The sequence below is a fragment of the Salmonella sp. SJTUF15591 genome (genome assembly GCF_043356435.1).
In the GTDB taxonomy this organism is placed as follows: Bacteria; Pseudomonadota; Gammaproteobacteria; order Enterobacterales; family Enterobacteriaceae; genus Salmonella; species Salmonella enterica.
In genome coordinates, this window is the sequence record NZ_JBEUJO010000009.1 from 19,013 (window position 1) to 35,861 (window position 16,849).

16 protein-coding genes and 1 pseudogene are annotated in these 16,849 nt (G+C 50.1%); 6 read left to right on the forward strand and 11 right to left on the reverse strand.

What is annotated here, in order from left to right:
* Positions 1–36: 36 nt before the first annotated feature.
* The 8 genes from ABVM99_RS18945 to yihU all read right to left on the reverse strand — a co-directional run bounded on the left by ABVM99_RS18945 (position 37) and on the right by yihU (position 10,081).
* A complete protein-coding gene (locus ABVM99_RS18945; RefSeq protein WP_001112785.1) occupies positions 37–1,455 on the reverse strand; it encodes an MFS transporter in 1,419 nt (472 codons plus the stop codon).
* Positions 1,456–1,500: 45 nt separating this feature from the next.
* Positions 1,501–2,883 (reverse strand): MFS transporter, encoded by a 1,383-nt coding sequence (locus ABVM99_RS18950; protein ID WP_000084233.1) that lies wholly within the window; start codon positions 2,881–2,883, stop codon positions 1,501–1,503.
* A gap of 45 nt (positions 2,884–2,928) precedes the next feature.
* On the reverse strand, positions 2,929–4,965 hold the full coding sequence (locus tag ABVM99_RS18955; RefSeq protein WP_023195960.1) for an alpha-glucosidase: 2,037 nt from the start codon (positions 4,963–4,965) through the stop codon (positions 2,929–2,931).
* Positions 4,966–5,088: 123 nt separating this feature from the next.
* A complete protein-coding gene (locus tag ABVM99_RS18960; protein WP_000345334.1) occupies positions 5,089–5,964 on the reverse strand; it encodes a sulfite exporter TauE/SafE family protein in 876 nt (291 codons plus the stop codon).
* Positions 5,965–6,052: 88 nt separating this feature from the next.
* Positions 6,053–6,955, reverse strand: a complete 903-nt coding sequence (locus ABVM99_RS18965) for an aldose-1-epimerase (RefSeq protein WP_024131638.1) — start codon at positions 6,953–6,955, stop codon at positions 6,053–6,055.
* A 71-nt stretch (positions 6,956–7,026) separates the two neighbouring features.
* Positions 7,027–8,268: a sulfoquinovose isomerase gene (gene yihS / locus ABVM99_RS18970; RefSeq protein ID WP_000870940.1), complete on the reverse strand. Its 1,242-nt coding sequence runs from the start codon at positions 8,266–8,268 to the stop codon at positions 7,027–7,029.
* A gap of 15 nt (positions 8,269–8,283) precedes the next feature.
* Complete coding sequence (gene yihT / locus ABVM99_RS18975; protein WP_001067412.1) at positions 8,284–9,162, reverse strand: sulfofructosephosphate aldolase; 879 nt, start codon at positions 9,160–9,162, stop codon at positions 8,284–8,286.
* A gap of 22 nt (positions 9,163–9,184) precedes the next feature.
* On the reverse strand, positions 9,185–10,081 hold the full coding sequence (gene yihU, locus ABVM99_RS18980; protein ID WP_000268248.1) for a sulfolactaldehyde 3-reductase: 897 nt from the start codon (positions 10,079–10,081) through the stop codon (positions 9,185–9,187).
* Between the two features lie 164 nt (positions 10,082–10,245).
* Between yihU and ABVM99_RS18985 the strand changes: the two genes are divergently transcribed.
* From ABVM99_RS18985 to fabY, 6 genes are all read left to right on the forward strand, one after another.
* Positions 10,246–11,142, forward strand: coding sequence for a sugar kinase (locus ABVM99_RS18985; RefSeq protein WP_001520529.1), 897 nt, complete (start codon positions 10,246–10,248; stop codon positions 11,140–11,142).
* 33 nt (positions 11,143–11,175) lie between these two features.
* Positions 11,176–11,979: a DeoR/GlpR family DNA-binding transcription regulator gene (locus ABVM99_RS18990; protein WP_000059693.1), complete on the forward strand. Its 804-nt coding sequence runs from the start codon at positions 11,176–11,178 to the stop codon at positions 11,977–11,979.
* Between the two features lie 190 nt (positions 11,980–12,169).
* Positions 12,170–12,769, forward strand: coding sequence for a glucose-1-phosphatase (gene yihX / locus ABVM99_RS18995; protein WP_023195959.1), 600 nt, complete (start codon positions 12,170–12,172; stop codon positions 12,767–12,769).
* Positions 12,763–13,635 carry a virulence factor BrkB family protein gene (locus ABVM99_RS19000; RefSeq protein WP_000921423.1) on the forward strand — a complete coding sequence of 291 codons (873 nt, stop codon included), beginning with the start codon at positions 12,763–12,765 and terminating at the stop codon, positions 13,633–13,635. Before yihX ends, ABVM99_RS19000 begins: the two co-directional genes overlap by 7 nt.
* Positions 13,632–14,069, forward strand: a complete 438-nt coding sequence (gene dtd, locus ABVM99_RS19005; RefSeq protein WP_000560974.1) for a D-aminoacyl-tRNA deacylase — start codon at positions 13,632–13,634, stop codon at positions 14,067–14,069. Before ABVM99_RS19000 ends, dtd begins: the two co-directional genes overlap by 4 nt.
* A gap of 44 nt (positions 14,070–14,113) precedes the next feature.
* Entirely contained in the window at positions 14,114–15,055 is a 942-nt protein-coding gene (fabY, locus tag ABVM99_RS19010) for a fatty acid biosynthesis protein FabY (RefSeq protein WP_001518251.1), read from the forward strand.
* A 14-nt stretch (positions 15,056–15,069) separates the two neighbouring features.
* Here fabY and ABVM99_RS19015 read toward each other — a convergent pair whose 3' ends face one another.
* From ABVM99_RS19015 to ABVM99_RS19025, 3 genes and pseudogenes are all read right to left on the reverse strand, one after another.
* On the reverse strand, positions 15,070–15,516 hold the full coding sequence (locus tag ABVM99_RS19015; RefSeq protein ID WP_001259009.1) for a type II toxin-antitoxin system HigA family antitoxin: 447 nt from the start codon (positions 15,514–15,516) through the stop codon (positions 15,070–15,072).
* A pseudogene (locus tag ABVM99_RS19020) lies at positions 15,513–15,823 on the reverse strand (type II toxin-antitoxin system HigB family toxin). Before ABVM99_RS19020 ends, ABVM99_RS19015 begins: the two are co-directional and overlap by 4 nt.
* An 85-nt stretch (positions 15,824–15,908) precedes the next feature.
* Entirely contained in the window at positions 15,909–16,838 is a 930-nt protein-coding gene (locus ABVM99_RS19025) for an alpha/beta hydrolase (protein ID WP_023195958.1), read from the reverse strand.
* Positions 16,839–16,849 lie beyond the last annotated feature (11 nt).

Here is a 16,849-nt window from a genome sequence, read left to right on the forward strand (position 1 = left end):
GCCATCCATAGGGATGGATAAAGCGGCAAGCGTCGTTTAATTATTTACAGTAGAAATACTTTGTTTATTATTAGTCGCGACAATTTGATTACCTGTTTTCTTTCGTTGGGCAATTTCCTCGATAATAAAAGCGAAACGTTGTTCATTGAGCTTATAAAAAAAGCCCATCGTTAGTGCTGCGATAATGGCAAGACCGCAAGGCCATAAAAAAATGAGCTGACGCAAACCAAGCAACGTGGTGTCACTTTGAGCTATGTTGGGGATATAACCGATTTGCGTCAGCATAATACCTGGCAAAAAGCCAGCAAGCGCAGCGGAAATTTTGCGGGAAAAGGTATAACCCGTGTACACCGAGCCTTCAGCGCGAATACCCGTTTTCCATTCACCGTAGTCAACCGTATCCGGAACCAGTGCCCAGTTCAGGCTGTTGACGAAAGCGGTACCGAAGAAGGCGATACAAGAGAAAATGACAAAATAAAAGGAGTTATAACCCCAAAAATAATTTAAAACATCGCCCGCGGCCCATAAAAGCATACCTGCTAAATACACGCGTTTCTTGCCAAAGCATTTTACGGTCCAGGGAACTAACAAAACACCAATAATTACACAGCCCATACTAAAAAAACCCATCCAGGATAATAGGTTAATGTCATTTAGTACATATTGGGTATAATAAACCTGAATAGCGAGCTTGATATTAAATGCTGCTAGTGTACACAAATTTGCAATGCATAGAACTAATAGTGGTGGGTTGTGAAAAATTGCACAAAATGATTTGATGATGCTTGCCTTATGTCCCGGCGATGGGGGCTCAATGTAATGTTCTTTGGTTCCTTTATAACATAGCATAATAAAAATGAAACCAAAGATAGAGAAAGTTAAGGCTGCATAACCATAACCAATGGTAGTTGTAGAGAATAAAGATTGAAGTGGAATAAAAGCAACCGTACAGATTAATAATCCTATTGTTGCCCCTCCCTGCCGAAAAGCTGCCAGTTGTGCGCGTTCATTTGGATTTTTTGTTATTGCTGGGATCATAGCGCCATATGAACAGTTCATTAGACTGTAAAACAGTCCGAATAACATAAATAGACCGGTAGCAATAGCGGTCTTTATCGGCAGACTAAATGTTGTAGCAATAAACTGAACTGTCGCAATAATTGCTGATGGTACTGCTGCATACAGAATGAAAGGTCTAAATTTCCCTCTGATTCCAATGTTTTTTTGAGAATCGAGAAGAAATCCGGTTAGCATATCTGTAAATGCAGTAAAGAATTTTGCTATGAGGAAAATAACCCCGCCATAATATGCAGGCATTCCTAGCTCATCTGTGTAAAACTTGAGCAAATATAATGTGCCAATGCTTAGCATTAGATTAGAGCCAATATCACCCGCACCGTAAGCGAGTTTTTCTCTCAAGCTTAGTTTTAGCGTTAGCGGATCATGGTCAGGCATAACCACTCCTTACAACGCCCCGAAGGGCATCAGTCATTATTATTGTTAAGCAGTACGTTTACGTGCTTCTATTTCCTCAACGATACGTATGTACATTTTCTCGTTGAGGTTGTAAAAACAGCCCATTGTAATCATGGCCAACACTGCGAGGGCACAAGGATATATGAAGATCAACTGACGTAATCCTTCAACAGTGCTGGTTGATTGCACCACGTTGGGTATGTAGCCAATTTGAGTAAGCATCCATCCGGGAAAAAATCCAGCCAACGCTTGGGACATTTTGCGAAAGAAGGTGAGCCCGGTATAGACCGTCCCTTCGGAACGAACACCTGTACGCCATTCACCATATTCCACTGTGTCCGAGACTAGCGCCCAGTTCAGGCTGTTGACGAATGCTGAACCAAAGAATGCCAGACAGGAGAAGGCCACGAAGCTCACCGAACTGTCGCCGAAGCTGTAGTTAAGCAAATCACCCACGGCCCAAATTAGCAGTCCGCCGATATAGACTTTTTTCTTACCAAAACGGCGTACAGCGGTAGGCATTAAAAATACGCCGATGAAGATACAACCCATACTGAAGAATCCCATATAGGACAACAGAATCGGATCGTTCAGCACGTACTGGGTGTAGTAGACCTGAATCGCCAGTTTGACATTAAATGCCGCAAGGGTGCAAAGGTTGGCGACGCACAGAATAAACAACGGGCGGTTACCGGCGATGGCGCGAAAGGATTGCAAAATTCCTGCTTTTTGTGCGGAATCAGCCTGTTTGACCTCGACATAACGCTCTTTGACACCCGCATAGCAAAGCCACATAAATAGCAGCCCGCATAACGAGAAAAGAGCAGCGGTTACGCCATATTGCAATTGTTGATTGCCTTCAATCAAATTCATTACTGGTACAAAAGCAACGGTGCCAATGAGAAGGCCTAAGGTGGATCCGCCCTGGCGCCAGGCTGCCAGCGAGGCACGTTCATTTGGATTTTTGGTTATAGCTGGCACCATCGCGCCATAAGAGCAGTTCATTAGGCTGTAGCATAATCCATACAGCATAAACAGCAGCGTTGCGACGACCGTTTTGCCCGTAATTTCTAACGGTGTTCCTATAAAGTTGGCTGTAGCCAGCAGTGCTACTGGGAATGAGCCATACAGAACGAACGGGCGAAATTTACCTTTCGGTCCTATTTTTCGCCGCGAGTCGAGCACAATACCAGTGCCCATATCGGCAAATGCGGTAAAGAATTTAGCGATTAAGAAAATAATCCCACCATAGGTTCCCGGAAGACCGAGGACATCTGTGTAGAATTTCAACAAATAGAGTGTGCCAATATCCAGCAGAATATTGGAACCCAGATCGCCTATGCCATAAGCTATTTTTTCTTTAAGCGGCAGGCGTAGCGTTGCCGGATCAGCAGAGGTCTGACTCATTATTTTTCTCCATCTGCCCGCAGGTTTCCCTGCGGGCGAGTCGTATTAGATATTCCGTAAAGAAGCAAAAAGTGAAGCCCACTCGCTCTTCGCGCGATAGAAGACCGGCGGTTTGCCAATGGGCGCATCCACGGTAATGTCACCGCCGTGGTGAACTTCGCCGGTCCAGATATTCACCCAGTGATCTTCCGGCAGGTACAGCGTCCAGTCGCAACGCCCCTGCTCGTGAACCGGCGCGACCAGCAGATCCTGACCGAGCAGATATTGATATTTCAGGGTGTAGGTTGTGGCATCGTTCTCGTAGTGCAGGAATAGCGGACGCATGACCGGCAGACCGGTAGCCGCGTTTTGCGCCACCGCCTGCTTGAGATACGGTTTCAGCGTGGTAAAGACGGTGGTCATGCGGGCAAAGTGGGCAATAGTTTCCGCGTCGCCGTCGAACTGCCAGTTATCGCCGGGGCGGTTGCCTTCATGGGTGCGCATCATCGGCGTAAAGGCGCTGAAATCGCACCAGCGCAGCAGCAACTCTTTGCTGCGTTTCATGTCAAACAGGGTGGTGTAGCCGCCGATATCGCTGTGATGCAGACCATGGCCGGTCATCGCCAGCGACAATGCCGCAGGCACTACAGAGGCCAGACCATCATCAAGGCTCCAGTCAACGTTCTGGTCGCCTGCCCACATCATGGTGGAATATTTCTGACTGCCGGTGTAACCCGCACGCATAAAGAACAGGATCTCGCCGAGTTTGCCGGTCTCCTGTAGCGCTTCGTAGTTACATTTCGCCCACAGCGCAGGCCAGGCGTTATGCATGATCTCGGCGCTGACGCCGTTGTGCAGATACGTGTCGGTCGGCAGATATTCGCCGAAATCCGCCATCCAGCCGCTGCAGCCGAGCGCGATCATGTTCTTTTTGATGACGTCTTTGAACCAGTCGTAAGCTTCAGGATTGGTCAGATCGACCACGCCGCCATAGAATTCGCCAAACTCGACCAGATAGTCGCCGCCCGTGGCGTCTTTCGCCAGATAGCCGTGTTTCGCCGCCTCGGCGCAGAGGTCTTTATCACTGGCGACGTATGGGTTGATATAAGAGAGGAACTGTACGCCTTCTTCTTTCCACTGTTTAATCCGGCTATCCAGTTGCGGATAGTTGTCGCTATTCCACTTCCAGTTCCACATCACGCGCTTGCCAAAGGAGGTCATGCGGATACCGGACCAGTCCTGCGCCCAAATACCGTTCACTTTTACGCCTGCGTTGCGCATGGTATCCAGTTTTTGCTGGCAAACTTCCGTACCGCCCTGAATGCCTAGCGTGACGCCGTTGTAAACCCAGTCCGGCAGCTCCGGCTGGCGGCCTAACAGCGCAGTCAGTTTTTCCAGCAGGGCGATGTAGGTGGCGGCACACTCAAAACGCAGCGTAGTTTTATCTTCCCACAGCGCCAGTTCGTGATACTCCGGCGCGCTGAAGTCGAAATTCATATAGCAGCTATTATCGACGTGGCAGTAATACTTCTGCGTGCTGACAAAGGTCGGTTGCGGGAAGAAGGTCCAGTAATAGTCGCCGCCGGCATTCTCTTTACAGTCTGCCTGCCAGGTGACATAGCTGGTTTTATTACGGCCAACGCCCTGTTCGCTGGTCCACAGCGGGAACGGCTTGCCGCGCAAATCGAAATAAGAGAACTGTTCGCCGCAGCCGTAGATATGGTCGTCTGGATTAGCCGCGAGGCGTAACCAGATACGGTTATGGTGTAGGTCGTCGTTTTGCAGATCCAGCTTCAGGCGTCCCGCCTCATCGGCGGAGATGCGAAGGGTGGCGCTAATTGTTGCGCCACGGCTGAATTGTACCAGCCAGCCGTCGGGTAGCTCGCTGACCGTGGCCTCTGTTAATGCAATCTTCTCGTTAAGTTTGTCTTTGATGCTGAAGTTGCCGCGGAACATATCAATGTCGGCAACGCCCGCGCCAATCCACAGACAGGGGTTTTCGGCGCTGTGGCGTAAAATCAGGCGCTGGTGGTACGTCAGCGTAAAGCCCTCAATGTTCTTTTCTATCAGGACAGAGGATAAATGCTTACTTTGCGTGCTCATAAAATATTCTCCATGAAATTGAGGAACGCGAGCATACTGATTGTTTATGATTCGTTATTATTCATTAGCCTTAAATAGTTATGCGCTACTCTTGAAGTAGCGCCTGAACAAAGCAAGCACTTATTATTTGCTGGCATCCACTTTACGAATCTCAGCAATTTTTTTGCCTAAAAGTATTTGTAATATTGCCAACAGTACAAATGGTGGTAGAAGCGCAGTAGCCGCTGAAACACCTAATGCACCTTTTATTAACATTGCACCCGAAGCAATTAATAATAAAAATACTAAAACGCGGAATACTTTTACCGAAATACGCTTATGAACATATTGCCCGACTAAGGAACCGAGTATCATGGTAGGGATACAGAAAATAACCAGTTTAAATGTTGAAATTGTTAATATTCCACTGGTTGCCAGGCCGCCGACAACTGCAATGTTGTTTGCCGTAAAGAATGCATTCAGCGTACCGCGAAAAGCGGCTGGGCCAAGGTTACGTAGCATTCCATACATCACAACTGGCGGTCCATTTGTGGAAAAGGCCGCTCCTAGCGCCCCAGCTATCGCCCCTAACGGTGCAGCAATCCAACGTCTGTCATAGATGGGTAGACGGGGAATAAACATACTGTAGAATGAGTAGAGAATAAGAAAACCACCCAATCCTATTTTCATTATGTGATCAGGTAGATAGGAAAGTGCATATAAACCTACCGGAATGCCAAGAAAAGAGAAGCCGATAAGAACGGCAGCCGATCGCCAGTCCGTTTCTTTACGAGATAACCATGTGGCATAAATGGCGGTCGCTGTTCCGACAATAACAGAAAGTGGTGTTGCCATTTTTACAGGTAGCATTAGGGTTATGAGCGGCATGGTAGTCAATCCACCACCAAAGCCAGCACATATTCCTACGAATGTATAAAGAAACATTAAGGCGATAACGGTGTATATAACACCAGGTTCCAACATCACGCCATCAGGTGTAAATAAATTAAAGAAATCCATTATAATTCCTTCATTATCAAATTCTAAAATATTACTTTGACTGTTTTAAGTCAGGGTAATAGGTATCCTGCACAAATAAATACATGAACTATATGCATTCACCACAAATATTAAAAAACAATATATGCTGTTGTTTTGGTTTAAGTAATAGTAAGTCGATCCCAGAATTAAAGGCATTCGGCGGACAACTCATCGGTTCGATAGCTAATCCCCGGCGATTCAACTTTTCGCCACTATAGACCTGAAGCCACGGTTGATCGGAACATAAACTAACAGCCAGTTCCTGTTGATGGTTAATAATTTTCGCCTCCCATCGCTCGCTGTAAGTTTTGAAAGTATGATCAATCCGTTTATCACCAATTTTTTGTTGGATGGAATAGTCCAGATTCAGCTCATCGACGCGTAGTAACGTTGATGAGTTAGACTGTGTATCGAAAGCAAAAACCTCTTTTGCAGGAAGTTGCAGCGTATAATCATCAACAGGTGCTAAGTCACAGGTTAAATAGGGGTGAACACCGACGCCATAAGGTGCTGGTTTATCGCCGATATTTTGGCTAATTATTTCAACGGACAGCCCTGTTGTTGCGTCCAGTGAGTAAATAACCTGCGAAATCAATGCGAATGGGTAGCCATAGCTTGGCGGTAAAAATATGGAGAACGAGGCTTTTGTGGCTGTTAATTCATCAACTTGCCAGTCTCTCCATGCAAGCAAGCCGTGAATAGCGGCGTTAGAGCCATGTTCATTAATCGGCAACTGATACTCATGCCCATCATGCTGATAGATACCATTGGCAATACGATTTGGCCAAGGGATTAATACCTTACCAAGATGAGCAAGAGGCATCTCTTCTGGTTTATGAGGTATAACCAGATGCTTGCCCTGCCAGGTTAATTCGGCAAGACCGGCACCCACTGAAACTATTTGCGCCCGGTAATCACCTGCAGCGAGTAATATCGTATTCCCACCACTATGCATACATATCACCTTAATATTAGATACCCTTACTAAACAACGGCATATGCAATGTTTATTTGCTGATATGCCGTCGTTACCAGGCTTATTTATTTCGCATTGATATCTAACAAACCTGCTGCTACGGCTGGTGCCAGCCCTGGAGCGAGCGGGATGCGTGGAATTACCAGACAGTGCAGAAGATGGTATATATCCTGCTTACCGTCCCAGACTTTAGTGGTCACCTTGTTGTCAGCATCCAATTCTTGCCACCAGGAACCATTTTCATAGTCCATCAGGTATTTAATGCAGTAATCCCACCATGTTTGATACCAGGTTTCGTATTGACGATCCCCTGTTACGGTATAGAGGGCATAGGCTGTCCCCATCGCTTCTACAATTGGCCAGCGTACACGTTCACGTACAACGGGTTTCCCTTCCCAATCAACGGTATACACAATGCCGTCTGCTCCATCCGGAGCCCAGGCATCACGTACCGTAGCGTGGAACAAACCTTTCGCGTCTTCCAGCAGCCATGCAGGGGGTTGTTCGCATCTGGCTTCCAGTGCTGCGTGGATATGCAGCATTAAACGACCCCATTCGATCCAATGACCTGGAGTACCGCCAAATGCACGGAAACGGTGTGCTGGATTTTCTTTGTTATAGTCGCGGATAGGATTCCACTGTGAATCGAAATGTTCATTAACACGGTAATGATTATTTCTGGCTACATCATGAATAATGACTGATGCGATTCTGATAGCGCGATCCAGCCATTTTTTGTCATGGGTAACGTCATAAACAATCAGGAACGCTTCGACGGCGTGCATATTGGCGTTACCGCCACGGTAATCTTCGGTTTTGCTAAAGGCTTCGTCCCAGGACTCCAGGCACATCTGCTCTTCTTCACTCCAGAAGTATTTCTCAATCACTTCTATGGTGTAATCCAGCAATTTTCTGGCTTCAGGGTGCCCGGTCGTGACGGCGCTGGCCGCGCCCAGCAAGGCGAAGAAGTGTTGATAACCCTGTTTAGAGGCATCTACCACGCCCTGATCGTTAACGCAGGCATACCAGCCGCCGTATTTTTTGTCGCGCAGCGCGCCGTTCATGGCTTTGATGCCATGATCGACCAGATCATAAGCGCCCGGTCGGCCCATCGACGCCGCCACGGAATAAACGTGCAGCATACGCGCCGTGATCCAAAGATGGGTGCCCATCTCTTCTTTGATTTGCCCTTTATTTCCCAGCCAGCCGAAGCCTGTCGGCACCACGGCGTTTTTACCGAAATTAAAGATGCGGTCGGTTTCCTGCTCCAGCCAGCGGTTGTGGCTCAATGTGTTAAACCATTTCATTCTTTCATCCTCGTATTAGCGGCGACAAGCCATCATTTCATCGACAATGTCACCTAAACGTTGCAATTTAGGCGCGGAAACATCACGTAGCATCAGCTCGGTATCCGGTAGACCAATTACTGATGACCAGACCGCGCGTCCCGCCAGGAACCCGGATGCGCCAGCTTCCATGGCGACCCTGACCGCGCGAGGGAACAGTTTTTCGTCCACACCGGAAGAGAGGATGACCCACGGCATATTGATATGCCCATTCAGGCGTTGTGAGGCGGTAAGAAGATCGGAACGCGCGCCTTTGCCGTAGAGCGGCATTTCAACTTTGTAAAGATCGGCGCCGCTGTCGCCCAGCTCTTTGGCGGCATCGATAATCGCCTGCTCGCGATCGAACTTGTCGCCGCAGCGCGGCGGACGTACAACCGGTTCGATAATGCTCAACAAACCATTGGAGTGGCATAATTCGTTGAATTCCTTGACCATATCCAGACGCTGCTGCGCGTCTTCGTCGCTGCGCCACAGCACCAACAGTTTTAAGGCTTTCGCGCCATCCCGTTTTACCGCCTGCGCATTAATTTTTTTATCAATGACCACGTTATCAACGGGAATACCGTTGCCCGGGATGAAATCATCCGCCGCGACGATCATGGCGCAGCTTTTAGCGACCGCGTTTTGTTCTACGGCCTGGCGATAACAGAACTGCTGATCCAGCAGAACGGCAGAGGCATACGGGGAAAGAATTTTCGCCGCATTCACTTTGAAATCCGTCAGCACGCTATCGGCAACGGGTGTTTTCGCACCAGCAGCAGCAAACATTAAACGCATCGCCTCGCGCTGATCGACAGCCAGCATGGCAAACCCGCCGGACGCTCGCGTAATGTCTTTGATGGTGTAGTTGTTCATTCAATTTTCCTTTATACAGTCGTTACTTTTTTACGTTGGCGGTCAGCCCGGCGCTGATGCGCACCTGTTCCAGGATGGCGCTCCAGTCTTCCCGACCGCGGCCTGCGGCCCGCGCCAGGTTATAAACTTCACGGGAGGCGGCGCCGAGCGGCATCGGTACGTGCAGTTGATTGGCGACATCCAACGCGATGCCAAGATCTTTGTGCGCCAGATCGATCATGAAGGCGGGAGACAGATCTCCTTTCATCACTTTATTCGGCCAGGTGGTGGTGAAATGCCCTTTGCCTGCGGCAGTGCCGCTCATCACTTTTAAAGCCACGTCGAAGGAAAGCCCCAGCGCTTCACACAGCACGGCGGCTTCGGCGGAGAGCGCATTTAGCGCAATACTCATGTAGTTGTTGATCAGTTTTACGCGAATACCCATTCCCGGGCCGCCGGTGTTGACCAGCTCATTACCCATCGCCATCAGAACAGGGGTAGCACGCTCTACTTGCTCCGCCGTACCGCCTGCCAGCAGCAACAATGTGCCGGTAATCGCGTTGTCGGATGTCCGGCCTACCGGCACATCCATCATGCTGAACCCTTTGCTCTGCATGTCGGCAATCAGCTTATCGGTTTGCAACGGATGAATAGTGGACATATCAATGACCAGCGCTTCACGGGAAAGGGTTTCACAAACGCCTTGCTCGCCAAACAAAACGGAACGAACCAGATCGCCGTTCGGGAGCATGGTGATAACAAATTCAGCGCCGATGGTTGCCTGAGCCGGGCTGCTTGCAGGTTGCGCGCCTTTGTCTACCAGACGCTGTACGGCGTCGGGATTAACATCGAAGACGCTGAGTTGATGGCCCTGCTTTAGCAGATTGCTCGCCATAGGGGAGCCCATCTGTCCCAACCCGATAAATGCTATAACTGCCATATCGTTCTCCTGAACACGGTGGTGTCATTTTTTGTCATTAATGAGCCTTTTTCTGTCTGTTTGTGATCGTATTTGTAATTTATAGTCAAAAAATTGACAGCCGTCACTTTTTAAACATTTCGTGAAATTAAAATGAGCACATCGAAAATGCTTGAGGAATGATCATGGTTCGTATTGCTTGTGTAGGTATTACCGTGATGGATCGCATCTATTACGTGGAAGGATTACCGACAGAAGGGGGTAAATATGTGGCGAAGCGCTATACGGAAGTGGGCGGCGGGCCTGCGGCGACCGCTGCCGTGGCTGCGGCGAAATTGGGCGCGCAGGTGGACTTTATTGGCCGTGTGGGCGATGACGACACCGGAAACAGCCTGCTGGCGGAACTGGAATCCCTGGGGGTAAATACCCGTTATACCCGCCGCTACACGCAGGCCATGTCGTCGCAGTCAGCGATTATGGTGGATGCCAAAGGAGAGCGGATTATCGTTAATTATCCCAGCCCGGATTTATTACCTGACGCCGACTGGCTTAACGACATCGATTTTTCGCAGTGGGATGTGGTGTTGGCGGATGTGCGCTGGCATGACGGCGCAAAACAGGCGTTTACGCTGGCGCGTCAGGCTGGCGTCATGACTGTTCTTGATGGCGATATTACGCCACAGGATATTAGCGAGCTGGTGGCGTTAAGCGACCACGCCGCCTTCTCCGAGCCAGGGCTGGCACGCCTGACGGGGATGAGCGAAGCCATTGATGCGCTAAAAAAAGCACAAATGCTCACAAATGGACATGTCTATGTCACGCGAGGCAGTGAAGGCTGCAACTGGTTGGAAAAAGCGGCGGTACGCCACCAACCGGGTTTTACCGTGGAGGTGGTGGATACTACTGGCGCGGGCGATGTTTTTCATGGCGCACTGGCATTTGGCCTGGCAAGCGGATACGCCATCGAAGAGGCTGTCAGATTCGCCAGCGGCGTTGCCGCGCTGAAGTGTACGCGCCCGGGTGGCCGGGCGGGTATCCCTGATTGTGAGCAAACCCGATCTTTCTTGTCACTTTTTGTATAATATGAGCAGTAGGAAGCTTTTAGAGGAATGCTCATGAGTCTTACCGAACTGACCGGTAATCCGCGACACGATCGGCTGTTAATGCTAATTGATGAGCGCGGCTATATGAATATCGATGAGTTAGCCAGTTTGTTGGAGGTCTCTACCCAGACGGTTCGCCGCGATATTCGTAAATTAAGCGAGCAGGGGCTGATTACGCGTCATCACGGCGGCGCTGGCAGAGCGTCCAGTGTGGTCAATACCGCCTTTGAGCAGCGAGAGGTCTCCTGGACGCAAGAGAAAAAAGCCATTGCGGAAGCCGTGGCTGACTATATTCCGGATGGCTCCACGATATTTATCACGATTGGAACGACGGTTGAGCAGGTGGCGCGCGCGCTGCTCAACCATAATCATCTGCGCATTATCACCAATAGCCTGCGCGTCGCGCACATTCTTTATAATAACCCTCGCTTTGAAGTGATGGTGCCTGGCGGCACGCTGCGCCCGCATAATAGCGGCATTATCGGGCCATCCGCGGCGGCGTTTGTGGCGGGGTTCCGGGCGGACTATCTCGTCACCAGCGTAGGCGCGATAGAGAGCGATGGCGCGTTACTGGAGTTTGATGTCAACGAAGCCAGCGTAGTGAAAACCATGATGGCCCACTCGCGACATATTCTGCTGGCCGCCGATCATACGAAATACCATGCTTCTGCGGCGGTTGAGATCGGCAATGTGTCACAGATTACCGCTCTGTTTACGGACGAGTATCCCGGTCCGGCATTACAGAATTTACTTCAATCCCAGCAAATCGAAGTGGTTCAGGTGAGTCCTTCGCTGGACGACGCTGTTTCAGCGTGACAAGCGCCCTTGCGCCGGATGGTCGCGTCAGCGCTTTATCCGGCCAATAAAACGGCGCTGTGATGCAGGCGATATTGGGCATCGTCTGCGTTTCTATTGTCTTTTTGTTAATTGATTTATAAAGGGATACATAGTCAAACTTCTCCTTTCCCGCTACAGTTATTCATCCCCGGTTAGCAAGGAGAATGACATGCTCTACATCTTTGATTTAGGTAATGTGATTGTCGACATCGACTTTAACCGCGTATTAGGTGTGTGGAGCGATCTGAGTCGAGTACCGCTGGCTACGCTGAAGCAAAAATTTACGATGGGCGAGACTTTTCACCAACATGAACGCGGTGAGATAACGGACGAAGCGTTTGCTGAAGCTTTCTGTCATGAAATGGCGTTATCGCTCAGTTATGAACAATTTGCGCACGGCTGGCAGGCGGTATTTGTCGGATTACGGCCCGAAGTGATTGCTATCATGCATAAACTGCGCGAGCAGGGGCATCGCGTGGTGGTGCTATCCAATACTAACCGACTGCATACCCACTTCTGGCCGGAGGAATACCCGGAGGTGCGCGCTGCCGCCGACCATATCTATTTATCGCAGGATTTGGGAATGCGTAAGCCGGAAGCGCGTATTTATCAGCACGTCCTGCAGAAAGAAGGTTTTTCCGCTGCCGATGCGGTCTTTTTCGACGACAATGCCGATAATATAGACGGGGCCAACCAGTTGGGGATCACCAGCATTCTGGTGAAGGATAAAGCCACCATCCCTGACTATTTCGCGAAGCTGTTATGCTAAAAACCGTTCACCAAAAAGCTGGACGCCATACGCGCCCTGTTCGGGCCTGGCTCAAGCTATTATGGCAGCGTATCGATGAGGATAATATGACGACTCTGGCGGGAAATCTCGCTTATGTCTCATTACTCTCCTTAGTACCGCTTATTGCCGTCGTTTTTGCCCTTTTCGCTGCTTTTCCGATGTTTTCTGATGTCAGCATTCAGTTACGCCATTTTATTTTTGCTAACTTTATGCCAGCCACCGGAGACGTGATTCAGCGCTATATAGAGCAGTTTGTCGCTAACTCCAACAAAATGACGGCGGTGGGCGCCTGTGGACTGATTGTGACGGCATTGCTGTTGATGTACGCCATTGATAGCGCCTTAAACACTATCTGGCGCAGCAAACGCACACGGCCAAAAGTATACTCTTTTGCGGTGTACTGGATGATCCTCACGCTCGGCCCGCTTCTCGCCGGCGCCAGCCTGGCAATCAGCTCCTACCTGCTTTCTTTACGCTGGGCCAGCGATCTGAATACGGTCATCGACAATGTATTGCGCATCCTTCCGCTGCTGCTCTCGTGGATCTCATTCTGGTTACTTTACAGTATTGTCCCAACAACTCGCGTACCGAACCGTGACGCCCTTGTCGGCGCGTTTGTCGCAGCGTTGCTGTTCGAGGCCGGAAAGAAAGGTTTCGCGCTTTATATCACCATGTTCCCGTCATATCAGCTCATTTATGGCGTACTGGCAGTGATCCCTATCCTGTTTGTCTGGGTATACTGGACCTGGTGTATAGTCTTGCTTGGCGCAGAAATAACTGTCACTCTCGGGGAATACCGAAAACTCAAACAAGCCGCAGAACAAGAAGAAGCTGACCAACCATGATTGCATTAATTCAACGCGTAACCCGTGCCAGCGTCACCGTGGAGGACGAGGTGACGGGTAAAATCGGCCCAGGACTTTTGGTGTTATTGGGTGTCGAAAAAGAAGATGACGAACAAAAAGCGAATCGTCTGTGCGAGCGCGTGCTGGGATACCGTATCTTCAGCGATGCTGACGGCAAGATGAATCTGAATGTACAACAGGCTGGCGGCAGCGTGCTGGTGGTGTCGCAGTTTACGCTGGCGGCAGATACCGAACGCGGTATGCGGCCAAGCTTTTCCGGCGGGGCTGCGCCGGATCGCGCGCAGGCGCTTTATGAATATTTTGTCGAACGCTGCCGCCAGCAGGCGATAAACACGCAAACCGGACGCTTCGCTGCCGATATGCAGGTTGAGCTGGTTAATGACGGTCCCGTGACATTCTGGCTCCAGGTATGAGTCAGCTTCCGGCGTGGCCGCGGATAACAAGAGAGAGTACGGCTATGTATCACCTTCGAGTTCCGCAAACAGAAGAAGAATTAGAACGTTACTACCAGTTTCGCTGGGAGATGCTGCGTAAACCGCTGCACCAGCCGAAAGGGTCGGAACGGGATGGCTGGGATGCGTTGGCGCACCATCAAATGGTGGTGGACGAAGAAGGAAATTTAGTTGCAGTGGGCCGCCTGTATATCAATGCAGATAACGAGGCGTCTATTCGTTTTATGGCTGTACATCCCTCGGTACAGGATAAAGGGCTGGGGACATTAATGGCGATGACCCTGGAGTCTGTCGCCCGCCAGGAAGGCGTTAAGCGCGTCACCTGCAGCGCGCGCGAAGATGCGGTTGAGTTCTTTGCCAAACTCGGGTTTGTCAATCAGGGGGAGATTACTACGCCCACAACCACGCCAATCCGCCATTTTCTAATGATTAAACCGGTAGCATCGCTGGATGATATCCTGCATCGCGGCGACTGGTGCGGGCAGCTTCAGCAGGCCTGGTATGAGCACATTCCATTGAGTGAAAAGATGGGGGTGCGCATTCAGCAGTACACCGGGCAAAAATTTATCACCACGATGCCGGAAACCGGTAATCAAAATCCGCATCACACGGTGTTTGCCGGCAGCCTGTTCTCCCTGGCGACGCTGACCGGATGGGGACTTATCTGGCTGATGCTCCGTGAACGCCACCTGGGCGGGACGATTATTCTTGCTGACGCCCATATTCGCTACAGTAAACCCATTAGCGGAAAGCCAAACGCCGTGGCTGATTTGGGGTCGCTAAGCGGTGATTTGGACAGGCTGGCGCGGGGTAAAAAAGCGCGTGTCCAGTTGCAGGTTGAACTGTTGGGCGGCGAGACCGCTGGGGCAATTTTCGAAGGCATTTATATCGTACTGCCTGCGAAACCGTTCGGCCCGTATGAAGAGGGCGGGAATGAGGAGGAGTAGCTGGACATATCCAACTACTCGATGAAGGCATCCGCTGGTAGTTTAAAGCGTTGTGTAAGCGCTTTAATATGATTAACCGTTAGTGCTCTGCGGCCATTTAAGATGTTGCTGACGTTCGATTTAGAACCAAGTTCGTTGGCAAGATCTGCTGCTTTGAGACCGTATTGATCCATGAGCGTTCGCAATACTGAAACGCCAGGGGGCGTTTTCTCCAGGTGTTGGTTGAGTGCTTTGAATTCCGGCGCATGTTTTTCGTATTCACTGATTCGGGCACAGAGCAATTCAAATAGTGGGTTTTCAAGATCGTCGTGGTCGACCAGAAACTCCACTAGCGCTAGTGCCCTGCGATACTCATTGTCATTTCGGTCTTCCCCCATCAGTGGGACGCTTTTTACCGCATCGCTGAAGGTATCAACGATCTTTTTTGCGCTGGTTGCATCCATCTGACGATGAGTTCTCATTCTTTATTACCCCGATAATATGCGGTCAGTTTGTCATATTCGGCATGGGAAACGATATGTTTCACAAATATCTTATGTAACCTGAAATCTATGTAGGAAATGAGTCTCAGGCTGTTACCAGAAACATCAATCACCCACCATTTATCTCTGTACTTAAAATTATCCAGTGAAGGAATATACCGCTTCATCTCTTCAGGCTGAGTGAATGTTTTTTCTCCAGAACATTCAGCAACTCAGTGAGAGCAAGCTCATGGTTTGGATACATGAGCATCGCTTCATTGAACGGTTTTCGGCTGATAACATGCACAATGTAGTTCCATTACAAAGTTTTCAACCTGAAAACAATTTAGCGCAACGTTATCCAGTTTTCAAGTTGAAAACAAAATTGAATTTTAGGTCATTTTGCCTGTTGATGGACTTACAACACGCCAGGCCACATCTCGCATGGCGCTTCGTGCCGCCTGGCTCACGCCTCCGAGCTGGAAAAAGCCATGAATGACACCGAGATAGCGCTGGCAAGTACACGCCACGCCCTGGTCGTTCAGACGGTGATATAGCGCTTCGCCTTCATCACGCAGTGGGTCGAACTCTGCGGTGAGGATATGCACCGGCGGTAAACCGGCAAAATCTTCACGCCATATCGGACTGGCTTCCGGGTGACGGAGGTCGGTACCGTGGAGATACATTTCGAAGCCTGATAGTAGTGTGTCGCGGGTGATGATGTAGTCTTGCCCGTTGCTGGCATAGCTGGGGAAACTGGCGGTAGCGTCAAGCATCGGGTAGATCAACAGCAGCTTCGCCGGAGACCAGTGGGCGGTGGATTTCAGGCGTAGCGCGCTGACCAATGCCAGGTGCCCGCCTGCGCTATCGCCAGCAAACGTGATACGTTCACGATCGATGCCTAACTGCTCCGCGTATTGATGGACGATATTGGCCCCGCGTTCAGCGTCGTTATGAGCCGCAGGGAAGGTGTGCTCTGGCGCAAGGCGATACTGAATGGCAATCACCTTACAGCCGCTTTTCCAGGCTAGTTGCCGTAGCTGGGGGTCATGAGTCAGAAAGCCGCCGCTAACAAAACAGCCGCCGTGATAGTAGAGGATACAGGGTAGAGAACCGGATGCGTTTGGCGGCGAAACGACGCGAAATGTCATCCCTTCCAGCACGATATCTTCCGAACTCACCCGAATTTCTTTCTCACCCGCCAGCGTCGTGCTGGCAATATAGCCCGCTCTCCGGTCATCAATATTCTGCTCTCGTGAAGAGGGACGGCCCGCGGCGATAAACCCAGCGACCAGTTCGGCAATTCCTTTTTCCAGTGGCATATAACGCTCCT

Coding starts and splice junctions, on each gene's coding strand:
- ABVM99_RS18945 (WP_001112785.1), bottom strand. CDS start 1,455: ATGCCTGACCATGATCCGCTAACGCTAAAACTAAGCTTGAGAGAAAAA.
- ABVM99_RS18985 (WP_001520529.1), top strand. CDS start 10,246: ATGGTTCGTATTGCTTGTGTAGGTATTACCGTGATGGATCGCATCTAT.
- ABVM99_RS19015 (WP_001259009.1), bottom strand. CDS start 15,516: ATGAGAACTCATCGTCAGATGGATGCAACCAGCGCAAAAAAGATCGTT.
- yihX (WP_023195959.1), top strand. CDS start 12,170: ATGCTCTACATCTTTGATTTAGGTAATGTGATTGTCGACATCGACTTT.
- ABVM99_RS18960 (WP_000345334.1), bottom strand. CDS start 5,964: ATGGATTTCTTTAATTTATTTACACCTGATGGCGTGATGTTGGAACCT.
- yihU (WP_000268248.1), bottom strand. CDS start 10,081: ATGGCAGTTATAGCATTTATCGGGTTGGGACAGATGGGCTCCCCTATG.
- fabY (WP_001518251.1), top strand. CDS start 14,114: ATGTATCACCTTCGAGTTCCGCAAACAGAAGAAGAATTAGAACGTTAC.
- ABVM99_RS18950 (WP_000084233.1), bottom strand. CDS start 2,883: ATGAGTCAGACCTCTGCTGATCCGGCAACGCTACGCCTGCCGCTTAAA.
- yihT (WP_001067412.1), bottom strand. CDS start 9,162: ATGAACAACTACACCATCAAAGACATTACGCGAGCGTCCGGCGGGTTT.
- dtd (WP_000560974.1), top strand. CDS start 13,632: ATGATTGCATTAATTCAACGCGTAACCCGTGCCAGCGTCACCGTGGAG.
- ABVM99_RS19000 (WP_000921423.1), top strand. CDS start 12,763: ATGCTAAAAACCGTTCACCAAAAAGCTGGACGCCATACGCGCCCTGTT.
- yihS (WP_000870940.1), bottom strand. CDS start 8,268: ATGAAATGGTTTAACACATTGAGCCACAACCGCTGGCTGGAGCAGGAA.
- ABVM99_RS19025 (WP_023195958.1), bottom strand. CDS start 16,838: ATGCCACTGGAAAAAGGAATTGCCGAACTGGTCGCTGGGTTTATCGCC.
- ABVM99_RS18955 (WP_023195960.1), bottom strand. CDS start 4,965: ATGAGCACGCAAAGTAAGCATTTATCCTCTGTCCTGATAGAAAAGAAC.
- ABVM99_RS18990 (WP_000059693.1), top strand. CDS start 11,176: ATGAGTCTTACCGAACTGACCGGTAATCCGCGACACGATCGGCTGTTA.